Genomic DNA, 16,731 nt, shown 5'->3' with positions numbered 1-16,731 from the left:
AGCCCGCTCCCACGCCGAGGGCTAGGTAAAGGCGTGGGAGCGGGCTTGCCCCGCGATAGCGTCGGTACAGCCCCCGCCTCAGGCCGGTTTCATCACCAATACCCCCAGCGGCGGCAGGTTCAGCGCCAGCGACAATGGCTGGCCATGGCTGGCGACCTCATCGGCGACCACCGCCCCGAGATTGCCCACGTTCGACCCTGCATACAGTTCGGCATCGCTGTTGAGCAGTTCCACCCAGTGCTCGCCGAACGGCACGCCGATGCGGTAGCCCTCGCGCGGCACCGGGGTGAAGTTGGCCACCACCAGCAACGGTTCGCCCTGGCTGCTCCAGCGCAACCAGGCATACACGCTGTTGTGCGCATCGTCGCCGATCAGCCACTGGAAGCCCTGGGGCTGGCAGTCCTGCTCGTGCAGCGCGGGCAGGTCGCGGTACAGGCGGTTGAGGTCGGCCACCAGCTTCTGCACGCCCTGATGCTCGGGATACTGCAGCAGGTACCAGTCCAGTTGCTGGTCGTGGTTCCATTCGCGCCACTGACCGAACTCGCAGCCCATGAACAGCAGCTTCTTACCTGGATGCATCCACATGAAAGCCAGGTAGGCGCGCAGGTTGGCGAACTTCTGCCAGCGGTCGCCGGGCATCTTGTCAATCAGCGAATGTTTGCCATGCACCACTTCGTCGTGGGAGATCGGCAGGATGAAATGCTCGGAGTAGGCATAGATCAGCCCGAAGCTCATCTCGTTGTGGTGGTAGGTGCGGTGGATTGGGTCGTTCTGGATGTAATGCAGGGTGTCATGCATCCAGCCCATGTTCCACTTGTAGGCAAAGCCCAGCCCGCCCTGCTGCACCGGCTGGCTGACCCCAGGCCAGGCGGTGGACTCCTCGGCGATGATCAGCGCGCCCGGCGCCTCATGGGCGGCGACGCTGTTGAGGTGGCGGACGAAGTCGATGGCCTCGAGGTTCTCGCGCCCGCCATGGCGGTTGGGCACCCATTCGCCGGCCTTGCGCGAATAGTCGCGGTAAAGCATCGAAGCCACCGCGTCCACGCGCAGGCCATCAATGTGGAAGTGCTTGAGCCAGTGCAGCGCCGAGGCCAGCATGAAACCGCGCACCTCGTTGCGCCCGAGGTTGTAGATCAGCGTGTTCCAGTCCTGGTGGAAACCTTCCAACGGGTTGTCGTATTCGTACAAGGCGGTGCCGTCGAAGCGCGCCAGGCCATGCTCGTCGGTGGGGAAATGCGCCGGCACCCAGTCGAGGATCACGCCGATGCCGCCCTGGTGGCAGGCGTCGATGAAGAAGGCGAAGTCCTCGGCGCTGCCGTAGCGCGAGGTCGGGGCGAACAGCGACAGCGGCTGGTAGCCCCAGGAGCCGCCGAAGGGGTGCTCCATGATCGGCATCAGCTCGATATGGGTAAAGCCCAGTTCCTGCACGTAAGGCACCAGGCGCTCGGCCAGTTCACGCCAGTTGTAGTAGCGCGCGACCTCGCCGGCGTCGTCCAGCTCGCAGCGCCAGGAGCCGGCGTGCAGCTCGTAGATCGACAGCGGCGCGCTGTAGGCGTGGCGCTGGGCCCTGTGTTCCAGCCACTGGCCATCGCGCCATTCGTGGGCCAGGGCGCCGGCCACCTTGGAGGCGGTGCTCGGCGGCAGTTCGGTCGCGCGGGCCAGGGGGTCGGCCTTGAGGGGCAGCACGCCGTCCTGGCCGAGCACTTCGAACTTGTAGGTCTCGCCCACGCCGAGGCGCGGCACGAACAGCTCCCACACCCCGGCGCCATGGCGCAGGCGCATGGGGTGGCGACGACCATCCCAGTTGTTGAATTCGCCCACCACCGACACCCGTCGGGCATTCGGCGCCCAAACCGAGAAGCACACCCCGGCAACCCCATCCACTTCGGTCGGCTGGGCGCCGAAACGCCCGGACAGGTCGCGGTGGTTGCCCTCGGCGAACAGGTACATGTCCATCTCGCCCAACTGCGGGCCGAAGCTGTAGGGGTCCTCGGTGACCTGCTCGCCGCCGGCCCAGCCGATCTGCAGCAGATACGGGCCAGCCTGGTCCAGGTGCGCGGTGAACAGGCCGGGCACGCCACCCTGGCGCATCTCGGCGAGTACCCGGCCGTCGTCGCGGGCCAGCACGCGCACGCTCAGGGCACTGGGCAGGAAGGCCCGGATGAACTGGCCGCCCGCACCATCGGGGTGCGGGCCGAGTACGGCGAACGGGTCGGCGTGCTCGGCGCGGGCCAGGGCATCGAGGTCCCGTTGCCGAAGGCCGCCGTTGTCACGCGTGGTTGCATTCATCTATGACTCTCCCCAGGTACTGATCAATCCATGCAGGCCATGCAAAGGCACGGCCAGCCAACTTGGCCGGTTCTCGGCTTCATAGGTAATTTCGTAGGCGGCCTTCTCCAGGCAAAACAGCTCCAGCGCGGCGCGCTCGCCCTCGGCCTGCTGCCAGGCGTGGGGCATGGCGGCGGTGGCCAACCCGTAGGCTTCGACGAAGGCATGGCGCGACTGGTGCAGGTACTGCCGGGCGACCCGCTGCCGGGCCTGGCGCGCCGCCTCGGAGAGGTCTACCGCCGAGGCGCTGCGCAGGATCATCGCAGCAGCATAGTCGAAGGATCGCAGCACACCGCTGACATCCTTGTACGGGCTGTGTTTGGCCCGGCGTTCGTCCAGCGGCCGCGCCGGCTCGCCCTCGAAATCGATCAGGTAGGCGTCGCCCTGTACCACCAGTACCTGGCCCAGGTGCAGGTCGCCGTGCACCCGCATCAGCAGCCCGCCCTGGGCTTGGCGCGCGAGATTGTCGACATGCTGTTGCAGCCCTTCGCGCTGTTGCTGCAGGTCGTCGACCAGAGCCTGGCTGTCACTGTCGAGGGTGTCACGGTGTTGGGCGAGCAGGTCGAGGGCATGGCTCAGCTCGGCACTGATCTGGCGGCTCCAACGCTCGCTGTCGCGGGCGTCGCTCGGGCGTGAACGGAACGCTTCGTCGTCGCTCGGCGCGGCCAGCAGCAGGTGCATCTCGCCCAGGCGCTGGCCGAGCAAGGCGGCAAAACCGGTCAGCTCGGCCAGGGCATCGGTGTGCGCCTCCTGCTCAGTGCTGGCGGGTTCCATCTGGTCGCGGATCGCCCGTTCCAGGGTGTTCTGCGTCCAGTCCCAGGCATCGCCCTGGTTGCTCAGGTAGCCTTGGGCGATCATCAGCAGGTGCGACTGCTCGCTGTCGTCCACGCGACTGACCCAGGCCAGCAACGGTGAGATATTGGCAAAGCCGGCGGCGGTCAGGTAGGCGCTCATCTCCAGCTCCGGGTGAATACCCGGATTGACCCGGCGAATCAATTTGAGCACCAGGCTGCCGCCCACCACTACCGAGCTGTTGGACTGCTCGGCGCTCAGGTAGCGCACCTCGCTCTGCTCATCGAGCTGCAGCGCGGCCAACTGCTCGGTGCTGTGGAAGCGCAACTCGCCCAGGCCATCGCCACAGGCCAGCCGCAGGCCGTCCTGGCAGCCCTGGAGCACGGCGCGAATGAAGGGTTCGAGCACGAAGGCATCGGTGATCAGCCCCACCTGGCGGCCACGGCGTACCCGCGACAGCGCCAGCTGCTGCGGCAGCGCGGCATTGATCTGCTCCTCCGGCAACAGGCCGAAGGGCAGCTGGTAGTGGGTGACCACGCCTTCGCTGTGCACCTCCAGCTCGCCAAGCAGCACCGGCAACGCCGAGGTGGCCATGCGCACGCCATAGCGCAGGCGGACTTGGTCGATCGGCCCTTCCTTGCCGGCGAACCAGCGCCGCTTGGGCAGATACTGCGGCAGGATAGCGGTCTGCAATGCCTCGCGCGCCGGTGACTCGAGCAGTTCTTCCATGCGCTTGCGCAGCACCAGGGTGGTCAGCTCGGGCAGCCCCTCGCTGGGCTGGATATGCCAGCTGGGCATGCGGTCGTGGCTGGCCAGCAGGAACCAGTAGAAGCCATAGGGCGGCAACGTCAGCAGGAACGGCAGCTGGCCGATGGGCGGGAAGGCGCTGCCGCCTAGCATCTCCACCGGCACCTTGTCGGCATACTGCGACAGCTCCAGCTCGGCGGCCTGGGCGGCCCGCGAGACGTTGGCCACGCACAGCACGATCTCGACGTTGCCCTCGGCATCGGTGTATTCGCGGGTATAGGCCAGCACCCGCCGGTTGCTCGGCGTGAGCATCTTCAGGCTGCCGCGACCGAAGGCCTTCTGCTGCTTGCGCACCGCCAGCAGCCGCCGGTTCCAGTTGAGCAGCGAATGCGGGTCGTGGGCCTGGGCCTCGACGTTGATCGTCTGGTAGCCGTACAGCGGATCCATGATCGGCGGCAGCACCAGGCGCTGCGGGTCGGCGCGGGAAAAGCCTCCATTGCGGTCCGGCGACCACTGCATGGGAGTGCGCACGCCATCGCGGTCACCCAGGTAGATGTTGTCGCCCATGCCCAGTTCGTCACCGTAGTACAGCGTCGGCGTGCCGGGCATCGACAGCAGCAGGCTGGTGAGCAGCTCGATACGCCGCCGGTCGCGTTGCAGCAGCGGCGCCAGGCGCCGGCGAATCCCCAGGTTGATGCGGGCGCGGCGGTCCTCGGCGTAGTAGTTCCACAGGTAGTCGCGCTCGCGGTCGGTGACCATCTCCAGGGTCAGTTCATCATGGTTGCGCAGGAAGATCGCCCACTGGCAGTTGGCCGGGATCTCCGGGGTCTGGCGCAGGATGTCGGTGATCGGGAAGCGGTCTTCCATGGCCAGGGCCATGTACATGCGCGGCATCAGCGGGAAGTGGAAGGCCATGTGGCATTCGTCGCCATCGCCCTCGCCGAAGTACGGGCGGGTGTCCTCGGGCCACTGGTTGGCCTCGGCCAAGAGCATGCGGTCGGGGTAGTTGGCGTCGATTTCGGCGCGGATCGCCTTGAGCACCACATGGGTCTCGGGGAGATTCTCGTTGTTGGTGCCGTCGCGCTCGATCAGGTAGGGGATGGCGTCCAGGCGCAGGCCGTCAACGCCGATATCGAGCCAGAAGCGCATCACCCCGATCACCGCCTTGAGCACCTGCGGGTTGTCGAAGTTGAGGTCCGGCTGGTGCGAGTAGAAGCGGTGCCAGAAGTACTGGCCGGCCACCGGGTCCCAGGTCCAGTTGGACTTCTCGGTATCGAGGAAGATGATCCGCGTGCCGTCGTACTTCTGGTCATCGTCCGACCACACGTAGAAGTCCCGGGCCTTGCTGCCGGGCTTGGCATGCCGGGCGCGCTGGAACCAGGGGTGCTGGTCGGAGGTGTGGTTGATGACCAGCTCGGTGATCACCCGCAGGCCGCGCTTGTGCGCCTCGGCGATGAAGCGCCTGGCGTCGGCCATGCTGCCGTAGTCCGGGTGCACGGCCTTGTACTCGGCAATGTCGTATCCGTCGTCGCGCCGTGGCGAGGGGTAGAACGGCAGCAACCAGAGGGTGTTGACGCCCAGTTCGGCGATATAGTCGAGCTTGCCGATCAAGCCCGCGAAATCGCCGATGCCGTCGTTGTTCGCATCGAAGAACGATTTCACGTGCAGTTGGTAGATCACCGCGTCCTTGTACCACAGCGGATCGTCGATGAAGGCTGCCGGGCGGGAACGCTTGGCCATTGGGGACTCCTTTGTGTCCGAGGGTTCAGCTTGAAGCCCATCGCGGGGCTAGCGCGATTTCTCGATGCGCCAGATACCGAACGGCTGGTGCCACGGCTCGATGCGCATCCACTGGGTCTTGCCATGCCAGGTCCAGCGCTGGCCGTTCATCAGGTCCTCGCCTTGCGTATCGGCGCTGTCGTCCAGCCCCAGTTCCCATAGCGGCAACTCGAAGCTGGCCTCCTGGGCGTTGTGCGGGTCGAGGCTGATGGCAACGAGGATGAAGTTGTCGCGCTCGGGGGTGCGCTTGGCGAAGTACAGAATGTTGTCGTTCCAGCAATTGAGGAACACCACCCCCAGATGGGTCTGCAGGGCGCGGTTCTGCCGACGGATGCGGTTGAGCTGGGCGATCTCGGCAACGATGTTGCCGGGCTGGGTGAAGTCCCGGGGGCGGATCTCGTATTTCTCCGAGTCCAGGTACTCCTCCTTGCCCGGCAGCGGCGTGCCCTCGCACAGTTCGAAGCCCGAGTACATGCCCCACAATCCCGAACCCATGGTCGCCAGCGCAGCGCGGATCAGGAAGCCCGCTCGCCCGGACGTCTGCAGGAAGAAGGGGTTGATGTCCGGAGTGTTGACGAAGAAATTGGGTCGATAGCACTGGCTCCACGGCGGCTGGTTGAGCTCCTCGAAGTATTCGCGCAGCTCTTGCTTGGTATTGCGCCAGGTGAAGTAGGTATAGCTCTGCGCGTAGCCGACCTTGCCCAGGCGCGCCATCATCGCCGGGCGTGTGAAGGCTTCGGCGAGGAAGATCACCTCGGGGTGCTGGCTGCGCACATTGGCGATCAGCCATTGCCAGAACGGCAGCGGCTTGGTGTGCGGGTTGTCGACGCGGAACGTCTTCACCCCCTCCTCGACCCAGCCGACAACCACGTCGCGCAGCGCCAGCCAAAGGCTGGGCACCGCCTCGGGGGCATAGAAGTCGACGTTGACGATGTCCTGGTATTTCTTCGGTGGGTTTTCCGCGTAGCGGATGGTGCCGTCAGGGCGCCAGCTGAACCAGCCGGGGTGCTCCTGCAGCCAGGGATGGTCCTGGGAGCACTGGATGGCGAAGTCCAGGGCGATTTCCAGGCCGTGCTCGGCGGCGGCGGCGACCAGGCGGCGGAAGTCCTCGCGGCTGCCCAGCTGCGGGTGGATGGCATCGTGCCCACCTTCGGGGCTGCCGATGGCATAAGGGCTGCCGGGGTCGCCGGGGTCGGCCTGCAAGGCGTTGTTGCGGCCCTTGCGGTGCTTCATGCCGATGGGGTGGATCGGCGGGAAATACAGCACGTCGAAGCCCATGTCGCGGATCATCGGCAAGCGCTGGTGCACATCATCGAAGGTACCGTGGCGCTCGGGGTCGTCGGTGACCGAGCGCGGGAACAGCTCATACCAGCTGGCGAACTGGGCCGCCTCGCGGTCGACGTCCAGCGGGAATTCGCGGCTGCGGGTGAGGTAGCTGCGATGTTCCGCCTCCCCCATCAGGCGTGCGGCGTCGGGGTGCAGCAACAATTTCACCTGTTCATCCACCGGCAAGCCAGGCAAGCGCTGTTGCAACTGCGCCAGTTGCTCGCGCAGCAGGCCGTCGCTGCGTTCGATGCCCTTGCCCAGCAGCAGGCGGCCCTCCTCCAGCTCCAGCTTCACCTCCACGCCGGCGGCATACTTCTTCTCCAGGTCGTGGCAATAGGTGGCCCAGGGGTCGATCCAGGCCTCGATGCTGAACAGGTGCAGGCCCAGCTCGGCAGGCGTGAAGTCGGCCAGCCACAGGTCGTTGCCCGGCGAATGCATGGCCACGCAGTGCCAGCGCCGGCTGTGGGCCTGGCGCCAGTGCAGGGTCACGGCCAGGCGATCGTGACCGTCGGTGTAGACCTTGGCGCCCACTTCGACCTTGTGACCGCGCACGGCCTTGGCGGCGAAGGTGCCGCCGTCGAGCACCGGGCTTGCGTCCTCGATCACGATACGCGGCGCCAGCAGGGCCTGGGACAGGCTGATGGCCTGGTCCGGGTGATCACCTGCCATCGGCACGCTTTCGAACGGCTCGTTACCAGACATCGACCTTGCTCCCCTGGGCTGGTGGCGGTAAGGGTTCAGAGCCGTGCGCAAGCGCGAGGGTTCAAAAAAAATGAGCGCAAGGCGCAGGCCCGGGTCAAAGCCTGCGACACCTCTTCATTCATCCCGCGAGGCCAGGCCTATGAACATTCCCATTCCACCGGAGACACCCGACCCGAACATCGACGACCCGACCTTGCCGCCGCCGGTGCCCGAGGAGGACCCGGACGAGCTGCCGATCAAGCCGACCGTGCCGCCAACCGTAGGCGACCCGCCGAGCCAGGAGCCGCCGGTGAAAGCTTGAGGATAGACAAGGCCGCGGAAATCTGACCACCTGGGCCGGCCCTGTCGTGGGGCCGGCACTGACAGCACAAAGCTGACGAAACCGCACCTGGCATTTCTACCAGTAGCACCTGCCCGCAAAGCCACGTACAGAGAGGCCTCACCCTCTGACGATCCTCTGGCATGCGCTCACGCCTCTACATCGCCTTCCACCTGCAATGGCTCCTCGCCTGCTTCCTGGAACAGAGCCTGCACAACATCCGCCCCGGCGCCGCCCTGGACGAACTGGGCGCCGACAGCTTCGACGTGGTCGAACTGCAGGCTATCGTCGAAGAGACGTTCAACATCCTCATTCCCCAGCCAATTCGCACCTACACCACCTTTGCCGAGCTGGTGGAGCTGGTGTACCGCTTGCTGCCGCCCCAGGGCAAAGCCCCATCGACCAGCTGAATTGCTCCTGCCGTACCTGGCATTTCTGCCAGTTGTGGGCGCTGACGGCACATTTTAAAAAGTAACTTCAAGACCCTTACGCATGGAGCAAAACGCAATGGCTGCCAAATCTTCCGTTGACCTCAAGCCAGCCGCGGATACCAACACCTTCCCGGTGCCCTACCAGATCAGCAACCAACCAGATGGTAGCCTGCCCGACATGCAGGACTTCGGCCTGGAGCGGGTGGGCAGCGTCGAAGGCGGATGGTACAGCCTGTGCCCGATCAAGGCCGGTCGTGCCCTGACCAAGGGCGAAACCATCAGCGCGTGCCTGGTGCACCGTCGCACCGGCGAACTGACTCGGGTCGACTACACAGCGACAGCCGACAAGCTGGACGCTACAAAGTGGCTCGCAGACTTCGCCGAACAGGTCGCCAAAGCCGGCAAGCCGATCACTGCGGGGGGCTGGAGCGACGATAATGAGTTTTCCAGCAGCCACGAGGCGCCGCGCCTGTGGTGCCAGGCCGACTACCGAGCGTTCAGCACTGCGCCGTTCAGCAGCAACATCGTCCAGGTGCTGGCCTGTGACGACAGTTTCTCGCTGGCCAAGGGCAAGACCCTGAGCCTGCAAGTGCGCGACCTCAAGACCCAGGCGCTGCACGAACAGCACTTCTTCACCGCCAAAGAGGACAGCGGCTGGAGCAAGGCCCTGTGCAAGCAGATCAACACTGGCAGCCACCTGTTGCGGGCTGGCGTGCTGGACGCGGCAACCTGCGCCGTGACACCCGGCGACAAAGGCAATGCCTTCTGGGGGCCGCAGCACGCCGAGCTGTGCGTGACCATCACCGAGGTAGACTGGTGGGCCAGCGATACGCTCGACGGCACCGCAGTACCCAGTGGCGGCACATTGCATGCCTGGGTCTACGACGCGTTCTCCCAGCGCCTGCTCGGGCACCATGCCTGGACCCCGGCCAAGGCGCAGCGAGCCAGTGGCAAATGGCTGGAGCCTTGGTCCACAGCGCTGGCAGGATCTGACGTTGCCCCCTACCTGCGCATCGATACCACCACGGCGTTGCTCGAACAGCGCGGCGACGGCCTGCGCATCTTCGCCACGCTGCCGGGTGATGAGCACACGGTCGAAGGCCCACTGCTGAAGACCGCCTTCAAGGCACCGGAAGATGCCGTACTGGTGACCGTGCGGCATCCCGGCAACCAGGCGTTGCTGCACCATGCGCTGTTCAGGCCTCAGGACTGCAAGACAGTCCCCAATGACCAGGCAACCTGGGTGAAGGCTTTGGCCGACTTCATCGAAGCGCAAAAATGGCCGCAGCTGAATGTCAAGGATGGCAAGCAGCTGTGGCTGCCACGGCATGCAGAACTGGCAATTGCGCTGGCAAACGTTGGCGACGGTCACGGCTGGAACGGCGATACCTATGGGCTCGAACTGCTGAGCGCCGATGAGTGGCCACGGACCGCTGCAGCCGAGCCGGGGAAGCTGGACACCTATTCTGAACCAGGCGTGACGAGGCTGATGGTCGAGTCGCTGGGCACAGAACTGGCGTTTCGCCTGAATAAAGCTGCACGCGACAAAGGCTACCGGGTGATGGCATGTGTGCCGTGGCAGAACGAGTTGGACCTCAGAGATGCCTACAATAGCTGGGCTGCTGCGACAGTCGCGGCGGGTGGCACCCTCGACGTACCATTCGCCGAACTCACGACCTTGGAGGGCACCGCCAAAATTGCCATGGCCGCTTGGCAGTATCTCGACACCACGAGTTATAAGAGCGAAGACACCATTGGCTGGGTAAGGGCAATCTGCTTCGCTGCACACCTCGATATCAAACGGGCTGCTCTCAAAGCCGCCTATGCGGCAAGCGACGCTGGCACCGCCGAAATCTACTGGAAAGATTTTGACGAAGAGATCTATGAATCCATTTACCTAAGTGCCCTCCATAAAGTTCTAGTGCCGCTCTACCCTATGCGAACACTCGATTACGACTTGAAATCTATTGAGCCTATCGCTATTGAAAATGCCAATTCTATCAAGCGCCTAGCCGACTTCTCCTTCTCAATTTCTTCCTGGGATAAGGTTTTTGATCTCGCTAAAACACAGGACGCCTGTCATAACGGCCGTAGACAAGACACTCAAGGTAGCTTGCAGACTCGCTGCGACTTTCATTGAAAAATATGATCCCAATGCCGACTTCCTTGCCCTTGTTGATAGCTACACCGAAATCTTTAGAGAAATCTCTACTAAAGGATTAATGGAGGAGTTGATGAAATCAAAGGCCGCCGTCAGGCGAGCGGTCCTTGATGTATCTGGCGGGCACCCGGATGTATTAAATATGGTCGAGGATGAGGATGACTGCACGCTCGTCGAAACCATTAAACTCTTATCCTTAATTAGTATTGCTCAACGTACCCCCCTACCAGTCTGGCCGTTGTCTGTCACTGCCGACACGATCATCTGGCAAGGGCCGCTGGCCAACCAGGGATACGATATTTACCTGGATTTCCCGCAGTCCGAGCGTGGCCAGAAGGCTTTGACCGTTGGCCATATCGGTACCTTGCACGCCACCGGGTTTTGGCACGCTCCAGAGGCTGTTACCTTCGAACCACCGAAGAAGCTCAAGAAGTGGGATGAAATCAGTTTCCTCTGCGAGGACTACAGCCAAACCAACCGCTCCGAACTGTTCGACACCACAGGCCACAGCGAAGCGGGTGTGGACCCGCGCACGGGCCTGTTCCACGCCCATTACCCGGTGGCCAGCCTGCAGGGCCTGCAAGGCCAAGGGCCAGCGTGCGACCTGACCTTGCACTATTCGGCACTGCGCGCCAACGAGGCCGGGTTGGGAGATGGCTGGGCCTGGCGCTTTTCCAGCGTGCAGGTACGCGACAGGCTGCTGACCTTGGCCGATGGCAATCAGGTCAAGTTCACCGACGCACAATGGGACGACCTGGGTAAAGGCGAGGCGCTCAAGCTGGCCTCATGCGTGGTGCGCAGCAACAAGGATCACAGCGAATTCACGCTTGACCTGCCCAGCGGCCGCCAGGAAACCCTGAAGGCGCCTGCAGCCGAAGGCAGCGACGACGAGGAGCCGAACAAAGAGTTTCATGACCTGGTCGTCAAGACGTTGAAAGCCATTCGGGACAAATCCAAACCTGACTTCCCGGCAAAACCGACGAATTGGCAGCAGTGGCTACTGATGTGCGTGCCCTGGTTCTATTATGCGACAGCAGCCATCGATTACGACGAGGCAGTCAAAGCGTGGGAGGGGGACGACAACATCAAGGAACTTAAAAAGCGCATCGCCGACTACGAAAAGCCCTTCGTGCTGCTGCTGCCCTCGACCCTCGAATCGCCCTATGGTGAACAGTTGACACTGGAGTGGAAGCGCCAGAAAGGTCAGTTCCTGCTGTTGGCGATCAACAGTGGCGATGAAGCCTTGTTCAAGGCCGAGTACGTCACGCCTCAGGAGAAAAAGGCCTCGCAGGTGAAGATGCAGGTCTGGCCGGACAGCGAGGCCGAGAAATACGAGGTAAACCTGGACCTCCAAGGTTATCTATTGCGCACCCTCAAACGCCTGCAGAATGGCAAGGTGCTGCAGCAGGTTGACTGTGATTACGATGACGACCTGGCCTTGGACCGAGTGCTGTGCGGCCTGCGAGAGCTGGATGGATCGGTCGAATGCGTGAAGTACCAAGCTGCCACGCAGGACAACGGCCGCCCTGGCCTGCCCCGCGTCAATCTGCACACCCTGCTGCCAGGGGATGGGCATGAGAACCAGGTGACGACCTACCGCTACGATGGGGAATTTCTGGAAACCGACCAGCGGATCGTCAGCGTCGAGTACGAATCCGGCGCGCATGGGGCCCGGGAGAAGCATCTGCTGGTGCACGGTCGTGTCAAGCACGATAAGCGTGTCGAGCGTTTCGAACTGCTGCGCGGCGTAGCCTCTGAGCAGGATCACTGGCTGGCCTTCAGCACCCGCAGCGACCAGAAAAAAAGCGACACGCATCGGTTGACCAAAGGCTACCGCTATACGGGCGCTGGGGATGAGTTTGCCGAACTGTTATACGCCATGACGGCCGGCGCTGACAGCGACGAGCCTGTGGTGAGAGGGGGGGGAGTGCTGATCGAACGCCAACATGAACTGCTGGCGTGGTTCTTCAATAAGTCAGATAACGCCGATCGCCCGAAACTGGCCGGCTGCATCACCCGGCTGTTGGCCAACATTCCCCACTCCGAACGCGAGGCACTGGGGCGCACGGTGGAAGTAGCCACGCAGGAAGAAGACCTGAACGGCAACATCCAGCGCCTGCACAAGAGCGACGAGCACACGCTTTACCGCTGCTACTACACCAAGGCCGGCGACAACCTGATCACGCTCAGCAAACTGGCAGGGTTGAAAGACCTCCCCACGCTAAAATGCCCCTTCATTCCGGACTATGCCGCCGCGCCGGTCATGGCGGAGTACCAGTGCGATCCATTCGGCAATCCCAAGGGTCTGCGCCTGTTCGGCTACCGCAAGGTCCAACGTGGCACTCGTGACATGCTGGAGCAGGCCGAGGTGGTCGTGATCGAGGGGGTCAAGGCTCAGCTCAAGGACGACCGGCTCGACGCCGACGCCACTTGGACGCTTGTCGGCGCCTCCTCACCGCTACTGTGGCGCCAGCGCAGCACCGAGGTCTCGGTAGTCAGCGGCAAGACAGCGCAAAGCAAAGTCATGCAGTGGTCGGTCAAAGATACCCAGGTCACTCACCTTGGCCAACTGAAGTTCGAGCTGAAGAACCTCCAGGCGTTCGAGGACAACCCGAATAACGCTGGCATCGTGGTCAGCGTAAGCGCCACCACCGAGGCCGGCACCGAAACGCTCAGCAAGGAACTGCGCTCACGCCATGCCCGGCGGCGCTTGGAACAGGTGGAGCAAGGCAAAGAAGTGCACTGGCAATACGATGCGCTGGGCCGCGTGACCCAGGAGACGCACTACCTGCTCAAGGCAGGCGGCAAGGGCAAGGAAAAGGACCAGAAAGCTGACGAGCAGACTGCCACCACCTATTCGGATGACGGCAAGATCGCCACCCACACCCATGCCAGCAAGGACGTCAGCCGCAGCTACCTGGATGGCTTGCAACGGGTTTGGCGCCGCGAGTGGCGCAAGCACGGCACCCAGCACTATGTCCCGCTGGAGCAATGCAGCCTGCAAGGCCTGGATGCATCGCAGTTGCTGGCCAGTTGCAGCTGGGACTACCTGCCTGGCGGCCAGGCCGTGATAGAGATGACCCCAGAGGTGTGGGCCATGGGGCCTCAAGCCTGGACGCGGGCACAAGGCGGTCTTGATGGGCCTGGCATGCGTAGCCTGCTGCAAGCCATGGCCAAGGACAAGGCCCCCGCAACGCAAAGCGCTCTGGTATTTGAAGCGCCGGGAACCCAGAACATCACCAGCCAGTGCCTGGTCGAACAGGGGCTGGATGATCAGTGCTTGTTCCAACGCAAAACCGATTACTCCTACCGCAAGGATGGCACCTTCGAGCAAGTGGATCGCCTGACCGACCCTGCTGGCAACACCAAGATGCAATTGCTCCGGCATTTCGACAGTTCGGGGCACGTCATCAAGTACCAACGCACTCTGGGCAAGCAGACCGATACCTATAACCTTGAACGGGACGCCTTGGGCCGGGTTACCCAGCTCACGCGCCCCGACAACTCCACCGTCGCGTACAGCTACCATGGCCTGAGCAACCACGCCACGCAGCTCAAGGTAGACAGCAAGGTGGTAGCAACACAGAAAGTGAGCAACGTCAGTACGCTGACGTCGCGCACCGTGGGCAAGCGCGCCTATGGTTTCACCGACACGACGGTTACCTTGCCCGACAAGACCATCCTCACCACTGCACAAGACGCCAAGGGCATTAGTTTTAAAGACCAGAAGCGGGCCCTCTCCAGCGTTACTCACGAGGACAACACGCTGACCTTGTCCTCGGACGCCAGCGACACCGCGATGTCCAGCGGCTGGACGCAGGCCTACCGTGACGAAAACCTGCCCGGTCGGCAGCAGGTTGAGCAAACTTCGCCACGCGCCACGCGCCAGGGCTACCGCTGGCAGAGCCTGCGTGGCCAGACACTGGCTTCGCTGCGCGCCGACGGCCACTGGCAACGGGAGTTCACCGATCGCCTGGGCCGGGTGCTGCGCACGTGCCAGGACCACGAGGAAGTACTGCATCGCTATGACGCACTGGGGCGCTTGCAGTCGCGTCAAGCCCAGGCACTCAAGGCTGGCGGCCGCTGGCAGGTATTCAGCGAATACGATGGGTTTGGCCAGGAAGTGACACGGCGCTTCCTGAGCAACGGCATCGAATGCTTCAAGCAGTGCCTGACCTGGCGCGGCGATGGCCGCCTGGCGAGCAAAACCAGCTATGAAAAAGGCACCCAACTGCGCGCCGAGCACTTCACCTACGACGCGCTTGACCGCCTGCAGAAGTATGAATGCAAGACCAGCGCCGCCGAGCATTGCCCGCAAGACTGCCAGGGCACGGCGGTCAAGGCCCAGGACTTCACCTGGGATGCCATGAGCAACCTGACCCAGTGCGTTACCACCGGCTTTGACGACAAGAAGCACACCGAGGACCTGGCCTATGCCGAGGCCGATCCGACCCAGCTGACAGGCGTCACCCGCGGCAAGGCCCCCCAAGAGGTGAAATGGAACAGCAATGGCTACCTGACCGACGCAGGCCAGCACTGCTTCAGCTATAACGCCGCCGGCCAGCTCGACAAAGTCCACGACAGCGAGAACAAGCTCCTGGCCCGGTACGAATACGACGGCAGCCAGCGCCTGGCGGCGCAGTACCTGGAGGCCGACAAGAGCACCCACGAGCTGCGCTACGACGGCGATGAACTGATTGGCGAGCTGCGTTACGACCAGGCCGGCAAGGTCAGCCAACGCACAAGCCTGAGCCGCGGCCTGGCGCAGTATGATGAAAACGAGGTGCGCTGGCTGATCGACGATCCCCAGGTCGGTGTCGCCGGGCAGGTCAAGGACGGTAAGCTGGAGCTGGCTCCGCTGCTGCCGTTCGGCGAGGGCAAGGCAGTGACCGGCCTTGTCAACGGCTACAACGGCATGCGCCGCGACCCCCTAACCGGCCACTACCACGCCGGCAACGGCTACCGCACCTACGACCCGGCCCTGCGCCGCTATGCCCAGCCTGACTGGCTCAGCCCGTTTGGTGAAGGAGGCGTCAACGACTACGCCCACTGCCCGGACCCCGTCAACCTGCACGACCCCAGCGGCGCCATCATGCTCAGTCGTTGGGACCAGGGAAAACAACTTGCGTCGTATCAACAGGCGCTGCAGGACACCCAGAAAATGCCGGTCGGCGGCCGCTGGCGAGGCCTGGCGTTCTCGGCATTGGTGGCCGTGGTGGGCGCGGTGCTGACCCTTTTCACCGGGGGCATGTCGGCGATCGTGCTGGGGTTCGTCACGGCGATGAGCGTGCTGTCGTTCGCCTTCGAAGTGGCGGCGGTGTTCACAGCAGACACGAACCCTGAACTATCCAGGAAATTGAGCATCGTTTCGGTCGCCACAGGGGTGCTGAGTACCTTGGGCTTCTCCGGGTTGTTCAAGCTTGGCTTTAATGGGCTGAAACTCATGGCAAGGGGGGCCAAGCTGCTCGGCAAAGGCGCCAAGGTGGTGTGGAACGCTGGCAAGACCTTTGCCCGCTACGGATTCAAGGGGTTGTCTGGCGCCAGACGCGCGGCCCGGGCGGGCGGCCGAGTGAGTACTTATGCCGATGAACTGCTGCGGGGAAGTGGGGTGTCCGGGGAGGTAGGTGGCCTTTGGCGGCGGGCGAAATCTCACCTGACAGGGACTGTTGAAATCTATACGAAGACCAACTTCGCAAATGCAGGCGCCATTGGAAAAATTGGCAGCTATATGCAAGCCAAGGGAATGCACCTCCCCCTGGTTAGCCGCCACCTGCCGACCCACCTCTCGCAGTCTGCCGTCTACGCGGCCGACATTGTCGGCAACGTACTTGACGCCAACCTCCTGCAAGGCACGATCCTGTCCAGCACCGGCCTGGAAGAACAGCGCCTGGCGCTGCTGGCGGAGGAACAGCCCGAGCGGGGGGCTGGGGGCCCGATCAGTGTACGGAACGCTGGGGATTCAACATCCGCGCGGGTCCCCCGACTTCCATACGTGGGTACAGTACGGCACAGGGTGCCACCGGCCACGCAGGGCGTGAGATTCTGGTGGTGAGCTTGCCCGCGGCTTGACAGTAGCCCGCGCAGCAGCGTTTTCCCAGCCCCGCGCTGGGGAAGCGCATCCGTAGGCAATGCCAACGAAGGTGGCA

General features: G+C 63.5%; 7 protein-coding genes. 4 read left to right on the top strand and 3 right to left on the bottom strand.

The annotated features are described in order from the left end of the window. Window positions 1–78: 78 nt before the first annotated feature. Genes glgB through LU688_RS10290 form a run of 3 tightly spaced genes read right to left on the bottom strand, consistent with a single transcriptional unit; the run spans window position 79 to window position 7,674 of the window. Entirely contained in the window at window positions 79–2,289 is a 2,211-nt protein-coding gene (glgB, locus tag LU688_RS10300) for a 1,4-alpha-glucan branching protein GlgB (RefSeq protein ID WP_094010501.1), read from the bottom strand. Beyond that, window positions 2,290–5,607 carry a maltose alpha-D-glucosyltransferase gene (gene treS / locus LU688_RS10295; protein ID WP_094010502.1) on the bottom strand — a complete coding sequence of 1,106 codons (3,318 nt, stop codon included), beginning with the start codon at window positions 5,605–5,607 and terminating at the stop codon, window positions 2,290–2,292. A gap of 48 nt (window positions 5,608–5,655) precedes the next feature. After that, window positions 5,656–7,674: an alpha-1,4-glucan--maltose-1-phosphate maltosyltransferase gene (locus LU688_RS10290; RefSeq protein ID WP_094010503.1), complete on the bottom strand. Its 2,019-nt coding sequence runs from the start codon at window positions 7,672–7,674 to the stop codon at window positions 5,656–5,658. Window positions 7,675–7,813: 139 nt separating this feature from the next. Here LU688_RS10290 and LU688_RS10285 point away from each other — a divergent pair, with 139 nt between their 5' ends. The 4 genes from LU688_RS10285 to LU688_RS10270 all read left to right on the top strand — a co-directional run bounded on the left by LU688_RS10285 (window position 7,814) and on the right by LU688_RS10270 (window position 16,637). Next, window positions 7,814–7,975, top strand: a complete 162-nt coding sequence (locus tag LU688_RS10285; RefSeq protein WP_167388392.1) for a hypothetical protein — start codon at window positions 7,814–7,816, stop codon at window positions 7,973–7,975. A 161-nt stretch (window positions 7,976–8,136) separates the two neighbouring features. After that, entirely contained in the window at window positions 8,137–8,403 is a 267-nt protein-coding gene (locus LU688_RS10280; protein WP_094010504.1) for an acyl carrier protein, read from the top strand. 97 nt (window positions 8,404–8,500) lie between these two features. Next, the gene (locus LU688_RS10275) at window positions 8,501–10,564 is read left to right on the top strand and encodes a hypothetical protein (protein WP_232887981.1); all 2,064 of its coding nucleotides are present in this window, start codon (window positions 8,501–8,503) and stop codon (window positions 10,562–10,564) included. A 94-nt stretch (window positions 10,565–10,658) separates the two neighbouring features. Continuing rightward, the gene (locus LU688_RS10270; protein WP_289678354.1) at window positions 10,659–16,637 is read left to right on the top strand and encodes an RHS repeat domain-containing protein; all 5,979 of its coding nucleotides are present in this window, start codon (window positions 10,659–10,661) and stop codon (window positions 16,635–16,637) included. The last annotated feature ends 94 nt before the right edge of the window (window positions 16,638–16,731 follow it).

This window comes from Pseudomonas soli (genome assembly GCF_021283165.2).
Classification (GTDB): domain Bacteria; phylum Pseudomonadota; class Gammaproteobacteria; order Pseudomonadales; family Pseudomonadaceae; genus Aquipseudomonas; species Aquipseudomonas soli.
Note: the sequence above shows the minus strand (reverse complement) of the source record. Positions and strands in the feature narration are given on the sequence as shown.

Coding starts and splice junctions, on each gene's coding strand:
- glgB (WP_094010501.1), bottom strand. CDS start 2,289: ATGAATGCAACCACGCGTGACAACGGCGGCCTTCGGCAACGGGACCTC.
- treS (WP_094010502.1), bottom strand. CDS start 5,607: ATGGCCAAGCGTTCCCGCCCGGCAGCCTTCATCGACGATCCGCTGTGG.
- LU688_RS10290 (WP_094010503.1), bottom strand. CDS start 7,674: ATGTCTGGTAACGAGCCGTTCGAAAGCGTGCCGATGGCAGGTGATCAC.
- LU688_RS10285 (WP_167388392.1), top strand. CDS start 7,814: ATGAACATTCCCATTCCACCGGAGACACCCGACCCGAACATCGACGAC.
- LU688_RS10280 (WP_094010504.1), top strand. CDS start 8,137: ATGCGCTCACGCCTCTACATCGCCTTCCACCTGCAATGGCTCCTCGCC.
- LU688_RS10275 (WP_232887981.1), top strand. CDS start 8,501: ATGGCTGCCAAATCTTCCGTTGACCTCAAGCCAGCCGCGGATACCAAC.
- LU688_RS10270 (WP_289678354.1), top strand. CDS start 10,659: ATGAAATCAAAGGCCGCCGTCAGGCGAGCGGTCCTTGATGTATCTGGC.